Source organism: Vibrio sp. YMD68 (assembly GCF_029958905.1).
Classification (GTDB): domain Bacteria; phylum Pseudomonadota; class Gammaproteobacteria; order Enterobacterales; family Vibrionaceae; genus Vibrio.
The window spans coordinates 981,135-997,431 of sequence record NZ_CP124613.1 but is presented as its reverse complement, the minus strand read 5'-3'; the positions used below and the strand labels follow the sequence as shown (position 1 = coordinate 997,431).

General features: G+C 43.5%; 14 protein-coding genes. 4 read left to right on the top strand and 10 right to left on the bottom strand.

Annotated features, from left to right (window positions below; genetic code table 11):
* Positions 1-37 precede the first annotated feature (37 nt).
* The 5 genes from QF117_RS04475 to QF117_RS04455 all read right to left on the bottom strand — a co-directional run bounded on the left by QF117_RS04475 (position 38) and on the right by QF117_RS04455 (position 4,035).
* Positions 38-928: a LysR family transcriptional regulator gene (locus QF117_RS04475; protein ID WP_282384918.1), complete on the bottom strand. Its 891-nt coding sequence runs from the start codon at positions 926-928 to the stop codon at positions 38-40.
* A gap of 390 nt (positions 929-1,318) precedes the next feature.
* Complete coding sequence (locus QF117_RS04470; protein ID WP_017037965.1) at positions 1,319-1,570, bottom strand: hypothetical protein; 252 nt, start codon at positions 1,568-1,570, stop codon at positions 1,319-1,321.
* Positions 1,570-3,276: an SgrR family transcriptional regulator gene (locus QF117_RS04465; protein WP_282384915.1), complete on the bottom strand. Its 1,707-nt coding sequence runs from the start codon at positions 3,274-3,276 to the stop codon at positions 1,570-1,572. The genes QF117_RS04470 and QF117_RS04465 overlap by 1 nt, the downstream gene beginning before the upstream one ends.
* A 65-nt stretch (positions 3,277-3,341) precedes the next feature.
* Positions 3,342-3,578 (bottom strand): DUF3389 family protein, encoded by a 237-nt coding sequence (locus QF117_RS04460; protein WP_282384914.1) that lies wholly within the window; start codon positions 3,576-3,578, stop codon positions 3,342-3,344.
* 4 nt (positions 3,579-3,582) lie between these two features.
* Positions 3,583-4,035: a hotdog fold thioesterase gene (locus tag QF117_RS04455; RefSeq protein ID WP_282384911.1), complete on the bottom strand. Its 453-nt coding sequence runs from the start codon at positions 4,033-4,035 to the stop codon at positions 3,583-3,585.
* Positions 4,036-4,114: 79 nt separating this feature from the next.
* Here QF117_RS04455 and QF117_RS04450 point away from each other — a divergent pair, with 79 nt between their 5' ends.
* The gene (locus QF117_RS04450; RefSeq protein ID WP_282384909.1) at positions 4,115-4,903 is read left to right on the top strand and encodes a M48 family metallopeptidase; all 789 of its coding nucleotides are present in this window, start codon (positions 4,115-4,117) and stop codon (positions 4,901-4,903) included.
* Between the two features lie 192 nt (positions 4,904-5,095).
* On the opposite strand, the gene QF117_RS04445 is transcribed toward QF117_RS04450, so the two are convergent.
* A complete protein-coding gene (locus tag QF117_RS04445; RefSeq protein ID WP_282384908.1) occupies positions 5,096-6,181 on the bottom strand; it encodes a site-2 protease family protein in 1,086 nt (361 codons plus the stop codon).
* A 254-nt stretch (positions 6,182-6,435) separates the two neighbouring features.
* On the opposite strand from QF117_RS04445, the gene QF117_RS04440 reads away from it, so the two are divergent.
* Positions 6,436-6,993, top strand: a complete 558-nt coding sequence (locus QF117_RS04440; RefSeq protein ID WP_282384907.1) for a PhnA domain-containing protein — start codon at positions 6,436-6,438, stop codon at positions 6,991-6,993.
* Between the two features lie 189 nt (positions 6,994-7,182).
* Here the strand turns inward: QF117_RS04440 and QF117_RS04435 are convergent, their stop codons facing one another.
* A complete protein-coding gene (locus QF117_RS04435) occupies positions 7,183-7,374 on the bottom strand; it encodes a hypothetical protein (protein WP_017033570.1) in 192 nt (63 codons plus the stop codon).
* A 420-nt stretch (positions 7,375-7,794) separates the two neighbouring features.
* Here QF117_RS04435 and QF117_RS04430 point away from each other — a divergent pair, with 420 nt between their 5' ends.
* Entirely contained in the window at positions 7,795-8,505 is a 711-nt protein-coding gene (locus QF117_RS04430; RefSeq protein WP_282384901.1) for a tRNA (adenine(22)-N(1))-methyltransferase TrmK, read from the top strand.
* Between the two features lie 217 nt (positions 8,506-8,722).
* On the opposite strand, the gene ppsA is transcribed toward QF117_RS04430, so the two are convergent.
* The gene (gene ppsA, locus QF117_RS04425; protein ID WP_282384900.1) at positions 8,723-11,089 is read right to left on the bottom strand and encodes a phosphoenolpyruvate synthase; all 2,367 of its coding nucleotides are present in this window, start codon (positions 11,087-11,089) and stop codon (positions 8,723-8,725) included.
* 178 nt (positions 11,090-11,267) lie between these two features.
* On the opposite strand from ppsA, the gene QF117_RS04420 reads away from it, so the two are divergent.
* Positions 11,268-12,101, top strand: a complete 834-nt coding sequence (locus QF117_RS04420; RefSeq protein WP_282384898.1) for a pyruvate, water dikinase regulatory protein — start codon at positions 11,268-11,270, stop codon at positions 12,099-12,101.
* A 218-nt stretch (positions 12,102-12,319) separates the two neighbouring features.
* Here QF117_RS04420 and QF117_RS04415 read toward each other — a convergent pair whose 3' ends face one another.
* Both QF117_RS04415 and pfaD read right to left on the bottom strand, forming a co-directional pair.
* Complete coding sequence (locus tag QF117_RS04415; RefSeq protein WP_282384896.1) at positions 12,320-14,353, bottom strand: alkaline phosphatase D family protein; 2,034 nt, start codon at positions 14,351-14,353, stop codon at positions 12,320-12,322.
* Positions 14,354-14,634: 281 nt separating this feature from the next.
* Positions 14,635-16,272, bottom strand: coding sequence for an eicosapentaenoate synthase subunit PfaD (gene pfaD, locus QF117_RS04410; RefSeq protein WP_282384894.1), 1,638 nt, complete (start codon positions 16,270-16,272; stop codon positions 14,635-14,637).
* Positions 16,273-16,297 lie beyond the last annotated feature (25 nt).

Genomic DNA, 16,297 nt, shown 5'->3' with positions numbered 1-16,297 from the left:
CAAGTGTCTGAAAACACTTAGAACAAAGCACGTAGAACTAAGCGAGTAAAGACCAATGGTTTTTTAGATAACGGATGCACCAGGTTTTTGCATTACCCATGTTATTACGGCGCCAGGCTAACACGATTTCAATATCTTGATTCTGGGTGCCGTGTATGGCTTTAAGCTTATGACTCTTTATAAGTGGCTCTGCGACTTGCTGAGGTAAGGTGCCAATACCAAGACCCGCTAGCAGAGCTTCCACTTTCGCGTTGAATGTTGTAACAGTGAGTTGAGGTTGCTTCTCGAGGATGTTAATAGACTGAATTGGGTGCTCCAAAGCCGTATCCGCGATGGCGATGATCTTATATTTTTGTCGCTCTTGATCATTAAATTCCCCCACTCGTTTATGGATATAATGATCGTAAGATGCGACCCAAACCATTGACATGGATCCGATCACCTCTGTTTTTAGATCCTGAGGGATCATTGATGTTTTTGGGCAGATTAAAAGATCCGCTCGATTTAAAGCCAAAGACTCCCAACAACCCGCTAAGATCTCTTCTTGTAATTTAACTTTGGTGCTGCTGACTTCTTCAAGCTTACTGACCAGCGGAAACAAATTACCTACAGGGATGATGCCGTCGAACGCGATGGTTATATCGAGCTCCCACCCATTCGCGAGTGCTTTCGCTTTGCTCACGAGATCATTCGATGCCACAAGGATATGTCTTCCTTGTTCTAGCAGTAACTGCCCTGCTTGGGTAAAGATAGCTTTGTGGCCAGATCGATCGAATATCATCAGGTCCAAATCTTGCTCAAGTTTTTGAATCTGATAAGTGAGTGATGAAGGTGCTCGCCCTAACTCTTTTGCAGCACTGGCAAAACTCCCTCTTCGTTCTATTGCATCTAATATATGTAACGCTTCAAGAGTAAGAGGACTTAGCACAATACCGCTCCTTGCAAACTGATTTAATGGGCTGTCAAATAAGAAAAAACCAGCAATAGATGCTGGTTTGGGTAATCTTTCATTCAAAAAGTTAACAGAAATTGGGCGAATGATAAATTATTTATTTGGCATCTCTTTTTTTATCATGATGACAGACGTCACGATAAAAGCGATGACAAGTGCTGTGTCCATTTGTAACTCCTAGATTCAAAACGTAACAAAGTGTAACTGGTTTGAATTCTAACATTTATACAAAGACATAAAACCCCATAACGATTTTTTTACGTAAATTATAGATACAGATCAATAAGCGACCGAAATTTGATGGTTTAGACGTGGGTAGTGAGAGGTAAATCAAGGTAACTGTTAAAAAAGGGTTAATTTAAGTGCCTATTTAAAGGTAACTTTTCCGCCAATAATCTTATTTGCAGGCATTCCTCTGATCATTGTTTCTCTAGCGAATGAAATACCGCACTTAGGGCAGATTCCTAGTTCTACGGTAAAGTCGGTAACGATGCGTTCCTGGAAACATTTGACTAGGGCGCCTTTTCCCCCTTTCCTGTATTTATACAAAGGTGTTTTACATTTAGCGCAATATACATCAACGGTCCTTGCAGGTTGCTTTTTGTTGGGTTTAGACATTAACTCGGCATATCTCCGTTAATGCTTGGTTTGACCCAGGCTCTGCTAAAGTCAAACCAGCCAAGAGCGTTGCACTTTACATTTTGTAGGGAACCACATTGATCCTGGCTTACACCAAGCCAGCAGTGAAACAGTGGAATAAGCTGCATATGCTCAGCGAGAGATTTACCTAACGCCCGCCCAGGAAAGGGTAAGCTGTCATCAGCTCGCCATGCATCAACCAAGTGAGTCCAGTTTTTAAAATGCTCATCGGTGCTCATTTTTTGAATATCACTGTAATCGAGAAGCCACCCTACGAGCGCATCATCACGGTTGTTCGCTATTCCCATTGGTTTCACCCAAATATCGATCTCTTCTGCGTTAGGTACGTCAACGTCGTATTTAACCATGTGTACTTTTAACCCATCTTCTCGAAGAATCTTCTCGATGGTTTTTGCTAACGTTGGAAACATAGGGTGCTGGGCATGATAAGCAATAGTCACTGTTGTTTCTTCAGGAGCGGTAACGGCGCTAGTTGAACGATTTTGGTGGTACCAGCCAGGCTTCAGACCGTGAGCCGGTAATACACCCAATTCCACCAGTTTTTTATCCGGTAACATCCTGAATAAGTTCATAGTATGGAGCTTGTGGGTAAAATACTCAGCCCACTGATTCGATGAAGCCAGACCATTCCGTCTGTTGAGCAGTAAGTATGTGCATCCAGGATCTAATTTAACTTCTTCATTATGGTTATTTATGTCTGGTTTGATCGGATTCGATAAACTCGGAAAGATCATCGAAGAGTGCACTTCATCGATCACCCAAACCTCGACTCGGTTAATGAGGGGCCGAAAACCAAAATACCCATCAAAGGCCTGCAAGACCAAACGCTTATCGTTATTTTCTGCCACTCGGTAAGGGCCAGTACCAATCGGCATAATATCGAAATTATCGGTTCTAAGGTGATTAGGTAGTAAAACCTTGGCACAGGATTCCGCCAACAAGAGTGGTAAGCGTTTGTCATCTGAAGATAAAGTCACATCAATAATCGATTCGCTGGGTGACGTGACCTGTTCGATGTGCGAAAAAAGAGGCGTCGATTTAAGTGATAAGAGGCTTTCAATGATGTGATCCGTCTCTAGAGCAACCCCAGTGTGAAAGCGAACTCTTGGTCGAATATAAAATCGCCATACTCGGTTCGATAATGCTTCCCAGCTGTGGGCCAAATCAGGCTGTAAATTGTCGGCATCATCAAGCCGGGTTAACCCACTGAATATTTGTTGAGCGATGTGTTGCTCAGAGCGTCGCATATTTTTGTTCGTGTTAAGCATTGAAAGCGGTCGATAATACGGCAAACGTATGACTTGCTGGCCTTCTTGATGTTGTACACCCAAGTAACCATCAATCACCCTTGCCAATTTAGCACTGTCATTATCGAGTACCGACAAAGCATGGGAAATTCGACCTTCGTCAAGATATTGTTTAGCGAGAGTTTCATTGACATCACTGCGACTTCGTTTGAAGTTAAGCTGAGAAAGCTTTCCACGACCAGGCGCTGGTTTCCATTCGATCCAACCTTCTTCTTCCATCTTGTTGAGAACGATCCGCGCATTTCGTCGAGTACAGAAAAGGATCTCGGTGATCTCATCAAGTTGAATGCCTGAGTCTAGCCCTTTGAAGTGTTTAAATAGTGTTTCAAACTGAACGCGTAAACGTGGACTACTCATAAAGGGGAAAGCTCAAATAATGTATGGATTTGTGTAGTTTCCCCTTTTTTTAATCTTGGATCAAGTTAATCAGAAACCGCGCACCCCATCAGCATACTTAATTCGTTAACTTGTTGTTCATTATCGAGTTTTACTGACCATTTGCAGCCGCTCCCGTTGGCGACCAATACATTAGCCCCCTTTCCTATTAAGGTGAGGCAATCCGCTTGCGCCTGTAACACAACCTGTTGTTGGCCATCGAATTTGACTACCAGCTCATGGGCAGTGGCAATAATCTTCCCTAAGGAGAATGGAATGACCATGGATCTATGTCCTTTCTTTTGTATGGCGCTTTTTTATTGCAATCGTTTTTACTGCGATAGTTAGCCGACTCGAGCAAATTAAACGCGCTTGTTCATCGGTGATATTGATCTGCCAAACTTGAGTTGAAACACCAAGGTGTAATGGCGTCGCTTTGCCCGTTACCGTACCTTGACGCATCGCTCGAATGTGGTTTGCATTGATATCCAGCCCGACACAGAAGTGGTTTTCATCGACACATAAATTGGCGGCGATTGATCCTAACGTTTCCGCAAGAACGACCGATGCTCCTCCGTGCAGCATGCCAAGCGGCTGGTGGGTTATTTTACTGACCGGCATGGTCGCGGAAATACTGTCTGAGTCGACATCCGTGTATTTGATCTCTAAATGTTCAATCAGGGTATCTTTAGACGTTAAATTCAATTTTTCTAAATCAATGTGTTTCTTCCAAATAGCCATTTAGCACTCTTTTGGTTTGCGTTATAGTTTATCATTTGTCATAGAATGACTAATTTGCCTTTCAATATGGAGATTGTAAATGCAAACCTTATTTAAATTGTCGGTTCTGTGTTCGACTATTGTTCTAACAGCTTGTAGCGCCTCTCCTACAGGCAGGAATCAGATCATCTTATTTTCCGATCAAGAGATGAGTTCGTTAGGCGCTCAGTCTTTTGAGCAAATGAAAGCAGAACAACCTATCAGTACAAACACTAAGACGAATAATTACGTTCAATGTGTCGCAAAAGCGGTGCTGACAACGGTGCCCGCACAACCCAGTTTTAAAGAATGGGAAGTGGTGGTGTTCGATAGTGAGCAAGTGAACGCCTTTGCTCTCCCTGGAGGAAAGATTGGGGTTTATACCGGGCTTTTGAACGTCGCTATCAATCAAGATCAATTGGCAACGGTTATTGGCCATGAAATCGCTCACGTTCTCGCCGATCATAGTAATGAAAGGCTGTCACAGTCACAGTTAGCCAATGTTGGAATGCAAGTGACCAGTGTAGCTTTAGGCGCTTCGGAATATGCTGAATATCAATCAATGACGATGGCTGCGTTGGGTGTGGGTGTGCAATATGGTGTTATTTTGCCTTATGGCCGAACACAAGAATCGGAAGCCGATATTTTAGGGTTAGAGTTTATGGCCCAGGCTGGTTTTGATCCAAACCAAAGCGTTGATCTTTGGAAGAATATGGCGAAAGCATCCGGAGGTGCACAACCGCCAGAGTTACTCTCCACCCACCCTTCTCATGACACGAGAATCAATGACTTAAAGGCTAAGATCCAATCACTTCCTAGCTATAATGTGGCTAAACCTAATTGTAGCTAGCCAGAGCCAGTTACCCTATCAATGAAGTGCTGGTGAACGTAAGGTCGACGATCTTGCCAAGGACGATGTTGTCAACCTTACGAACTCTATAAACCGGCACTCATTAATGACAAATAGCCGTTACTAGTAAGCTCTTTTTACGAGAGTAGCCGGCACTCTTTACTGGCAAAGTACCGGACCTATACTCGTTATTTACGTACCCAATATTTGCAGTGGTAGCTGTAACAAGGCATCCCCAGTGGAAGCAAAGTACCAAATGATACTAATCAGCCCGAAAACCAAGCCCACATACCAAATGCTTGAAATAATTTGGCCGTATCGGTCTAAGGGCAACAGGTGGCTGTGATGCCTTTGTTTCCATTCTAAGACGATTTCGATAGTGCCCATAATCAGCAAGAATCCGAATAACGTGAGACCGAGAGAGTAGCTAAGAACGATTCCGCCTATTGCCCCTGCAGCGCACAGTACGATTCCTGTGACACTGTTCATCGAAAAACTGATGCTCTTTAATATGTGCCCTCCATCAAGGGGCAAAATCGGAAGCAGATTAAATAGGTTTAGGAATGCGTTGAAAACCGCCAATCCTGCAAAAAACAGGTTACCCGTCACCCAATACGCGATAACCAATACAATCGATAGCAGTAATCCAAAAAAGGGCCCCATAATCGAAATGACGACATCTTGCCATCGGGTGTTGATTTTTTCGTCACTGAGCGCGAGCCCGCCTAAGAAAGGGACCAAATATATGCCTTTGGTTTTCATTCCAAAATACTTCATCGCTTTAACATGGCCATATTCGTGAAACACTAAACAGGCGATCAGTGCCAACGCAAATTGAAAAGAGAAAAGCCAGGAATAGGCCGCCAAACTGGCCGATGCGAGCACTACTTTTATTAGCTTGGCACTTTTAAGCCCTTTCATTAGCAAAGACACTAAGCCTATCACGCTAAACTTTCGATCTGCCTTTGGTGGGGTAAAAGGAACCTGCTGCTCGATGTCTTTATGATCCCGAGAGTTTTGCTCTATGACTTGTTCATTGATGGATAACGCGTAGTCCAACTTAAATGGTTGCCAGACCAATTCTAATGTCAGCTTGCAGTTTAAGTTTACGTCTCCGTGTAACAACGTGAATTGATGAACAGATTGATCAGATGAATCGGTAGAGGCGTCTTTTTGAGAGACGAGTGTGTTGTCCCAATAAAGTTGTTGCCAACCAGCCATTGAACCTTCTAGGCGTAACGGTTTTCCAAGACAATCAATAGATAAAAGTTCCAACATGCTTCCTGTATAGTGCAATTTAAAGGCCGTAGAAGTATGACGCGCTTATTTTTGTGGGTAAAGAGAAAACATCACCGATGGCGATACATGCTTCATGCAAGCAAATAAACTCGTTTAGGATTTAAGATGCCCATGTGGAGCCCTTGTTTGCAAAGAATAGGTCAGGTTTGTTTTAACAAAGAAATCTCCCTTTCATTTATATGGATAAAGTGGATAATATGCGCGTTATTTAATTTATTGAATGTGAGCTTAATATGTCTTCTGAAGCAACAATGCTAGAACGCTGCCAATCTAAATGTGAACTGTGTGGAAGTGACTCTCCGCTTACCGCGTACGCGGTACCACCACATAGCCATGTTACTGTCGATCATGGCATTATGGCTTGCGATAAGTGTTTGGGTGAAATTGAAGACCCGAAAGACATTAACCACTGGCGCTGTCTAAATGACAGTATGTGGAGCCAAGAGCCACCGGTTCAAGTGGTAGCGTGGCGTCAATTGACTCGCCTCTCTTCAGAGTCTTGGGCACAGGATTTGTTAGAGATGATGTACTTAGAAGAGGAAACATCAGTTTGGGCACAAATTGGGATGTCGGCTGATGACAAACCTCTTGATGTGAATGGCGTCGAACTTAAAAAAGGTGACGACGTAACAGTAATCAAAGATTTGCCGGTCAAAGGAACGAACCAAGTGATTAAGCAAGGTACGGTTATTCGCGGAATTAGTGTTGGCGATGATCCAAAGCTTGTATCTGGTAAAACCAATGGTGGTCAATCAATGTACGTGATTGCTGAGTTCTGCCGTAAAAAGTAACGGGCTTTTTATTTAGACACTCATATTCTATTATTTGTACTCCTATTTTTTAAAGGCGCCGATGGTGCCTTTTTTTGTATGTGTACCAATGACCAATGAGCATGCTTTCGTACAGGTGATTATTGATAAAATTCAAGCATAAAAAAACGCAGCCACTGGCTGCGTTCAAATAACTGCGTTGTCGAGATATTAGCGAGTTAAACCTAAATCTCTTTGCATATGGTCTGAAAGATCAGACGCATAGTAAGCACGAGGTTCACTGTTATCAACAAACAGAATATCTAGTAAATGTTTAATCAATCCTTTGAAACTAACCGCGTAGGTCTTCTTATCCATAGAGGTAGGTGCTGCGATGGTGTCTAAATGCATAACTTGTGACATAGTAGCCTCTCTAAAAATCGAATAATTTTGTTTCGTTGGAAGAAATATAGAGTTTTTTTTGGCAAATAAATAGTGACAAAAACTGCGATTTAGAATTAGTTTTTCTAATGAAACAATGATTTAACAATTGATGGATCTACTTATTCATATTTTGTGATAAAATATTCATTATTGAGCGTTTTTCATGATTTATCATTCGATATGGTTGTTTTTTCTCTATAATTTTTAACATATTACTCGCCATTTTTCTGCATTTATTGATTACCTGATGCGACTATTCCTTCATTAAAGATTAGAAAATATAACCAAACTTTAGCGTTGTGCGTGTTCACCTGTGTAGCGCTCAAAAGAGATGGCAGAATTGCTTTGCTTGCAAAAAAAATCCCATTACAATTGCCGAGAATTTGGTGGGATTGACACGTGAAAATAAGCAATAGACTAAAACAGATAGATGAAATGGTAGGTCAACAGTACGATCATATTTGGGACTGTTGTTGTGACCATGGATTGTTAGGCGCGACATTATTGTCTCGTCAGGCTGGTGGTCATATCCATTTTGTTGATATTGTTCCTGAACTCATGAAACAGCTCGACACTAAGCTTACTCAGTTCTATGGGAGTTCATTAACGCCTTGGTTTACCCATTGCATTGATGTTGCTAACCTCCCGATAGAACAGCATGAAGGAAGGCACCTGGTTATCATTGCTGGTGTTGGTGGCGATCTAATGGTAGACCTTTTTGAGGCCATTCATCGAAATAATCCATCCGCATCCATAGACTACCTATTGTGCCCTGTTCACCATCTGTATAGCCTTAGAAAGCGTCTTATCGAGCTGGATTTTAGACTTAAAGAAGAAACGCTCGTTGAAGACAACAAACGCTATTACGAGATACTTCTGGTTTCGTCTGAAAAGAACAGTCAATCATCACATCCTATGGTCTCTCCAGTTGGAAAAGACATTTGGAATGCCCAATCCATTCAGCAGGTTACTACCGCGAATGCTTATCTAGCTAAGACACTGTCTCACTACCAAAGACTGGCGCATCATAAGAATATTGAAGGTGATCCTGCTGATTCTCCTCAACGCATTTTAAACGCTTACCGTGGTATCAAGATAGCCAAGACATAGCCACGATCTCGCTGCCAAGTCATTCGATGGGAAAAACAACAAAAAGAAAGTGATGGAAAAAGAAAAGCGCCTCGTGGGCGCTTTATTGAGTGGAACTAAGTCGCTGAAACCATCCTAGCTTTTCAAACGTATCTATTTAAATGTCGCTAATTCAAATAGCTATTGAAGTTCAAATAGCTATTGAAGCGTAGCGATTGACGCTTTTATGGTTCTGATTCTACTGAACGTTACCAAGTTTAACCCAAGTATCAATGACCGTATCAGGATTGAGCGATACAGAGCTGATGCCTTGATCCATTAGCCATTTGGCTAGATCGTCATGGTCTGAAGGGCCTTGTCCACAAATACCGACGTACTTGCCTGCTTTGGTCGCAGCGTCAATGGCCATTTTAAGCATGGCTTTAACTGCAGGGTTACGTTCATCAAACAAATGGGCAACGTCACCAGAGTCTCTATCAAGTCCTAACGTCAATTGAGTCATATCATTTGAACCGATTGAGAAACCATCGAAGTACTTTAAGAATTCATCCGCTAAAATCGCATTGGACGGCAATTCACACATCATGATGATTTTTAAGCCTTGATCGCCACGGCGCAGATCGAACTTAGCCAAAAGGTCGATAACCGATGCCGCTTCACTTGGTGTACGAACGAATGGGATCATTATCTCGACATTCTTTAGCCCCATTTCATTGCGTACGCGCTTTAGCGCCTGTGTTTCTAATTCAAAACAATCCTCAAACACGGGAGAAATGTAACGAGACGCACCACGGAACCCAAGCATTGGATTTTCTTCATGAGGTTCATACCGTTGACCGCCAACCAAATTGCTGTATTCATTGGATTTAAAATCAGACATACGAACGATGACACGCTTAGGCCAGAATGCAGCGGCAATCGTGGCGATGCCTTCGGTTAGCTTACTCACATAGAAATCAATCGGATTGTCGTAACCACGAATTCTCTGAGTGATCTCCGCTTTTAACTCATCCGATTGTTGCTCAAAATTCAATAACGCTTTCGGGTGTATACCAATCATCTTATTGATAATAAATTCGAGCCGAGCAAGGCCAACCCCTTCATTTGGAAGTTGAGCAAAATCGAAGGCGCGATCTGGGTTGCCCACATTCATCATTACTTTTGTTGGTAATATAGGAAGAGCATCAACCGCCGAACGTCGAATTTCAAAATCAAGTTCGCCTTGGTACACGTAGCCGGTTTCACCTTCAGAACATGAAACGGTCACTGTCTCCCCATCGCTCAGTGCATGGGTTGCTTCTCCGCAGCCTACAATTGCAGGAATGCCGAGCTCGCGAGCGATAATTGCGGCGTGGCAAGTGCGCCCGCCTCTATTGGTAACAATTGCCGATGCTCTTTTCATGACCGGTTCCCAATCCGGGTCTGTCATATCAGTAACAAGCACATCGCCTTCTTGAACCAGTGACATTTGATCCAGGGAGTCCACCAGCCTTACTTTTCCGCTACCAATGCGCTGACCGATTGCACGACCTTCGATCAACACGTCCGCTTTATTATTGAGTTCATAACGCTCAATGACATTTTGCTCATTTTGCGAACAGACGGTTTCTGGTCTTGCCTGTACGATATAGAGCTTTCCGTCGATACCATCTTTGGCCCATTCGATGTCCATTGGGCGCTTATAATGCTTTTCGATGATGATAGCTTGCTTGGCGAGCTCTTTAATTTCATCGTCGTTGAGTGAGAATTGCTGCTGCTCTTCAGGCGTTGTATCAATGATATCCACTTGCTTACCAATCTCTTGATTATCTGAATAAATCATTTTGATAAGCTTTGAACCAAAGGTTTTCTTTACGATAGGCACTTGTCCTGCTTCTAAAAGCGGTTTGTGCACGTAGAACTCATCGGGGTTCACTGCGCCCTGAACGACCATTTCACCAAGCCCCCAAGAGGAGGTAATGAAGACGACTTGGTCAAAACCCGATTCCGTGTCTAACGTAAACATAACCCCTGATGAGGCTTTGTCAGAGCGAACCATGCGTTGAATACCCGCGGAAAGTGAAATTCCACGATGGTCAAAACCTTGGTGGACACGGTAAGAGATCGCTCTGTCGTTGAACAAAGACGCATAAACATGTTTCGTGGCTTCGAGTACTGCATCGATGCCCTTCACATTCAAAAATGTTTCTTGTTGGCCAGCAAAAGAGGCGTCAGGAAGATCTTCTGCCGTCGCGGATGAGCGTACTGCGACTGATAATGCTTCGTTACCATCGATAAGACTGCGGTAGTCTTCACGAATCGCTTGTTCTAGGTCACCAGGGAATGGCGCCTTTAACACCCAATCCCGTATTTGAGCCCCGGTTTTTCGTAGCGCGTCGACGTCTTCAACGTCGAGTTCGTCAAGTAATTGATGAATGCGCTCATCAAGACCCTCAAAATCAAGAAATTGGTTAAACGCGTAGGAGGTGGTAGCAAACCCGTTTGGCACTGACACACCAGCGTTTGAAAGGTTAGAAACCATTTCACCCAGTGAGGCATTTTTACCGCCGACTTTGTCGACGTCTTCCATGGACAGGCGATTAAACCAGAGAGTGTTCTTATGCATGAATTTCTCCGAATGCATTGCAGCTTTAATTGTAGGGGGAAGGCAAACGATTACGTAAGGGCTGAAAAAAATTTAAACAATTTTCTCAAGCTGTGGGGTACGTAATTGCATACCAGGTTTTGTTATCGTTATTATGGTTTGCATGATACTCAACATTATTTGATAGTATAAACAAAATATGCAAATTGATATTGAAAGTCGTGATGTGTTCTATGTTTCTGACGGCACAGCGATCACTTGTGAAACACTTGGGCATGTTTTGCTTGGGCAATTCTCTTTTACTGCTAATGAGAAAACATTTCCCTTCGTTGAAACGGAAGACAAAGTGTCGGATGTTGTCAAAGAGATCGAACAAAGCTTTGTCAAAACAGGACAAAAGCCACTGGTGTTTTTCTCGATCGTTCTTCCTAGCGTTAGACAGATTTTACTCGAGAGTTCAGCATTTTGTTACGACGTGCTTGAAGGGCTTGTACAGAAAATGCAGTCCGACCTTGATATGAAGCCAACCCCCAAACTGCAACGTTCTCGTAGCGTGAACCGTGACTCTGCCACCTACTTTGACCGAATTGCTGCAATTGAATATACCCTAGCCCACGATGATGGTATTACGCTAAAAGGCATAGAAAAGGCCGACATTGTTCTGCTTGGTGTCTCTAGAAGTGGTAAAACACCGACAAGTTTGTATATGGCGATGCAGTTTGGTTTGCGAGTCGTCAATTATCCTTTCATTGATGATGATATAAAAGCCATGAGGCTTCTGCCTGAATTTGAAATTCATCGCCATAAGTTATTTGGCCTAACCATTGATGCGCAAAGATTGACCGAGATTCGTGAAAATCGGTTATCGGGCAGTGATTATGCCAGTACCGAGCAATGCCAACTTGAACTACAAAGTGTAGAGGCCTTGTTTAGGCGTGAAGCCATTCCTTATATCAATACTTCTTCGCTCTCTGTTGAAGAAATATCCACACGTATTTTAGAAAAGGCAGGGTTAAAACGGCGATTGGTATAGTTTAATAATGGCTACAGCTTAATAATGAGTACAGCTGAGTCATTCGTGTCGTTAATAAGTCGTGTAGCAAAAATGCGATGAGGCCTTTCTCTTCTTAGTGGCAGGCCTCATTGCTGATCATGTTCTTCAAAGCTCGCCCATATCGTCATAAATAGGATACAGGCTCGTTTATTTCTCACTGGGTTGTAACAGGACTGCATTGCCCTATTTTAGTTTACTCACTTCTTTAGTTTACCCACTTCGGGAAAAGTGACAGTGTCTCCTTTTGCGAGCAATATCTGTATTTTATTCGGCCTACCGTTCGAATCCAAATACACTTCTCCGATCGAGCTTTGATTGATTAAGCGTCTCTCCCCATCAAAGTCAGGATCTCGCTTATAAATCTTCATATTCTTACGCTTGGTGAATAGATTGAGAGGAGATCTTGGGCTATACAGTGCCCTGTCTAGCACATCGCAGATCTTTAACAGCGGATCTGGGAACTCATTCTTTAAGCCACTTGCGGTAATTTGATAAATATTGGGGCTGCTTTTGCTGAATCTGAGGCGAATATCGTAAGCAAATGAGTAATGCACATCACCTGACAAAATAACAAAATTGGTGGGTGTCTTTGAATGAGTAAAGATGCTTAACAGTGTGTTCGCTGAACCTGGGTGTGCCATCCAGTTCTCTGCATCAATCAACAGAGGCTGCCCAAGGGCGGTTGCGGCTCGCTGTAACGTTTCTATGAATTTAACGCCAAACATAGGCGCAGGAGAAACGATGATCACCGCAGGTTCATTTATCATCGATTGTTGCAGTTCACTCAGTGCTTCCCAATCCATCAGCCCAGAAGGTTTGTTCATTTTTGATTCTGAACGCCATCGTCTTGTCCGCGTATCAAGAACCAGGATCTTAGGGCTAGTTTCAATGGTATAGTGCCATTGCTCAAACTGATATAGCGATGCAATGAGCGCATCATGCGTTTCGCTATTAGTTTCAACAAACACGTTTTTCACACTATTAATGAATGCATCATTGAATTGAGTCGGCGCGTTGCCCCACCCTTGAAAAAGCCAGTAGCCGATGAGTGCGTTACCAATAATACGATTGGAAAAAGCGTGTTGGTATGCGGCTTGCTCCCACCCTCGGGTTAAGTTCCAATCATCGGTAACATCGTGATCATCGAAGATCATATAAGTGGGAATATGCGCCATCAAGCGGCGAACATGAGAGAGCCCGGAAATAAACTCTTCAATGATTGGATGCTCTTTCTGCCACAAGTTCTTCCATTTTACGTCGAGCTCTTTTCCCGAATGGACAAAATTATTTTTCTTTAATGCACTGTTGTCGACGTATTGCCACAGCGTTGGGGACCAAACCAGTAAGTACATGGCGTTAAACTCTGCCAAAGAAATCAGGTGATTCCCCGATTCTCGTGAGCTAAACACGGGCACACGTCGAGTCAGCCAGTTTCTGATTCGTTCATGTCGGCTGAGAACGCCTTCTCCTCCATCTAAGTAGTGCGGCAAAATTTTATTTCTGCGATAAAAATTGTCTTCGTGTTTATATAGATCTGAAGACGATTTTATCGGTGCCTCTTCAAACTGCTCATCATTAAGCCCGAGTAATTTAATGACCTGTTGAATCGCATCGAGTGTTGGGCCAGCAACATGATCAGCGTAGATTTGATCGCCACTCATCATGAGTAAAGACGGGCGTTCTTCAATAGGTAACGATGCCACTTTTTGGTCTGCGGTCACCAGAGCATCTTGACTTGGATAATGTGGATTACGGCAGGAACCGTGCATGACGTAATCAGCGTTGGTTTTAATATCAAATTGCGGCCGGGTTTCTTGGTTGTACAGGAGATCTGGAATTAAATCTCTTAAGTTGCCATGAGCCGTGATTAAATCGTACTCTAGTGGCTCATTGGTTGGGAACTCACCGGTCAAACTAAGCTGATACACCCACGCTCTTTCGCCTATTTGAATATGCTCACCTTCTTCCAATGTCCCTCGAACAAACGGTGTGGTGATGCCCTTCTTGAATAACTCGACATGCCCTACGAGTGGAGAAGAAACGGCAAGCCAGATGGTCAGTTCTGAAGAGGTGCATTTTCGCAGTATGGGGCCAGACAAGATTAGAGGTAACGCATTATTAAGCTGTCTGCTTTCTTGCGAACAATAATCAGGGGAACTTTCAATGCAATAGTCAGCGTCATTATCAGGCAAGGCATCGCTCAAATGGTTCTTTGTGGGCTCTACTGGCATATGTGGTAAAAACTCCGTTTCGCATATTACTTTGACAATATTATTAATTTACACCATTTTGTGTTGCTTCACTCATTTGTATGTCACTTACCTGAATAGTGCGAGATCAAACAAGTAACAAGTTGTTAATCTGAACACGGAGTTTATCTATTGATGCGCCGATAACCGATTACGTTCAAATGAGTACTGTTTTCATGTTATCGTCGTTTGTGCGTAAAAAAGCGACCAACATTGTGGTCGCTTTCTTCATTTATATGACTCGTATAACTATGTTCTCGCTATTAAGCCATTCTTTGATTTGGCGTCCAACGTGCCAGTTCAGGTGTTAGTTTAACGCCTTGAGACGTTAATAAGTTAATACGAGCAAGATAAGCAGCGCCGTGCATTAGATGCTTCGCGAGATCAACGGCGTTACGTTGTGTGTAATCATCCAAGTAGCTGTCTTTGGCCCACTCATTAAATGCACCAAGCGCAGGTCCAGCCCACACCTGGTAATCCATTTCGCGTCCCTTCTCTCCTGTGTTCGACCAGCGGCTCGATAACCCTAGGTACCAACGGAAGATCAGTGCCATTTTACGCTTAGGATTACCTTCAGCACGTTCAATCTGTTTCGGGTCACGTTCATTAAAGTGAGCCACAGTACCTGCCCAAATGTCATCTAGCGTCGAGCGGAAAACTTGTTTCTCAAGCTTCTCGCGCTCTTCAACTGGAATCGCTTCAATTGAGTCATAACGCGTGTAGATCTCATACAGTTTGTTTGCTCGCATTGGGAATAAGGTGCCACGTTTAACCACTTGAAGCTTCACGCCCATTTCAAACATATCCGCAGCAGGTGCCATAGTGACATCGGCCATCTCGGTAGTCGCTAGCAATTTACGAGTATGCTCACTCGCTCCTGCTTCTACACACGCTTGGTTGATTGACCCCGTCACGATGTAAGCAGCCCCCATATTGAACGTAGCTAATGCAGCGTCAGGAGTACCAACACCCCCCCCACAGCCTACTCGAAGTGGCGTTTTAAATTTGTATTCTGCTTGAATCTTATCTTTAAGCGCTAAAATCGTTGGAAGAAGAGTAACCAGTGGACGGTTATCGGTATGACCACCAGAATCCGCTTCAGCGGTAATGTCGTCCGCCATTGGAACAAGCTGTGCCAATTCCATTTGCTCTGCGGTAATACGACCTTCGTCAACCAAACCTTGTAGCATTTTAATAGGCGCAGGTTGCATGAACTTACTGGCCACTTCAGTACGGCTGACTTTCGCGATCACTTTGTTAGCGACTTGGATCTCGCCTTTTGCATCACGGCTCAAACCCGCAGCGCGATATTGAACGATTTGAGGTGTTAAACCCAAGAAAGCCGAAGCTTCAACCGTGTGAACGCCATGCTTTAAAAACAGCTCTACACTACCCCGCTCTAGTGCTGGTTCACTTGGGCTGTGGATCAAGTTAAACATGTAAGGGCCGTTTGGCAGCGCTGCTTGAATACGCTGAATAGCCTGTTCTACGCGCGAAGGAATCAAACCCGCTGCGCCAAACGAACATAGAATGCCCGCTTTACCTAATGCAATAACCAACTCTTCAGAAGAGATGCCGTTTGCCATTGCACCTGCGTAATACGCATACTTAACCCCGTGACAACGACGGAAATCTTCATCACCTAAGCTTTGAGTGCCAAGAGCTGGCGCAAATGCACTGACTGGGTGTGTATTTACAGAGCTTGCAGAATCACCTGATGTAATTTCAGCTTTCTGGCTAACGCCTAAGCCTTTCTCTGGGTGATTAATAACGTAGCAACCAAGACTCATGTCTTTAAGTGCTGTCGCCATTGCTGCTGTATCAAAATGCGTTGTACTCTCTTCAATCTGCCAAGGCCACGGAGAAAGCTTTTCGTTGTTCATTGTTGTTTGTGTCGTCATTTTAGTTTTTCTTCCTAATTCTTTT

Excerpts from the sequence above, each read along its gene's own strand:
- QF117_RS04470 (WP_017037965.1), bottom strand. The coding sequence starts at position 1,570 with ATGTCTAAACCCAACAAAAAGCAACCTGCAAGGACCGTTGATGTATAT.
- QF117_RS04465 (WP_282384915.1), bottom strand. The coding sequence starts at position 3,276 with ATGAGTAGTCCACGTTTACGCGTTCAGTTTGAAACACTATTTAAACAC.
- QF117_RS04460 (WP_282384914.1), bottom strand. The coding sequence starts at position 3,578 with ATGGTCATTCCATTCTCCTTAGGGAAGATTATTGCCACTGCCCATGAG.
- QF117_RS04455 (WP_282384911.1), bottom strand. The coding sequence starts at position 4,035 with ATGGCTATTTGGAAGAAACACATTGATTTAGAAAAATTGAATTTAACG.
- QF117_RS04450 (WP_282384909.1), top strand. The coding sequence starts at position 4,115 with ATGCAAACCTTATTTAAATTGTCGGTTCTGTGTTCGACTATTGTTCTA.
- QF117_RS04445 (WP_282384908.1), bottom strand. The coding sequence starts at position 6,181 with ATGTTGGAACTTTTATCTATTGATTGTCTTGGAAAACCGTTACGCCTA.
- QF117_RS04440 (WP_282384907.1), top strand. The coding sequence starts at position 6,436 with ATGTCTTCTGAAGCAACAATGCTAGAACGCTGCCAATCTAAATGTGAA.
- QF117_RS04435 (WP_017033570.1), bottom strand. The coding sequence starts at position 7,374 with ATGTCACAAGTTATGCATTTAGACACCATCGCAGCACCTACCTCTATG.
- ppsA (WP_282384900.1), bottom strand. The coding sequence starts at position 11,089 with ATGCATAAGAACACTCTCTGGTTTAATCGCCTGTCCATGGAAGACGTC.
- QF117_RS04420 (WP_282384898.1), top strand. The coding sequence starts at position 11,268 with ATGCAAATTGATATTGAAAGTCGTGATGTGTTCTATGTTTCTGACGGC.
- QF117_RS04415 (WP_282384896.1), bottom strand. The coding sequence starts at position 14,353 with ATGCCAGTAGAGCCCACAAAGAACCATTTGAGCGATGCCTTGCCTGAT.
- pfaD (WP_282384894.1), bottom strand. The coding sequence starts at position 16,272 with ATGACGACACAAACAACAATGAACAACGAAAAGCTTTCTCCGTGGCCT.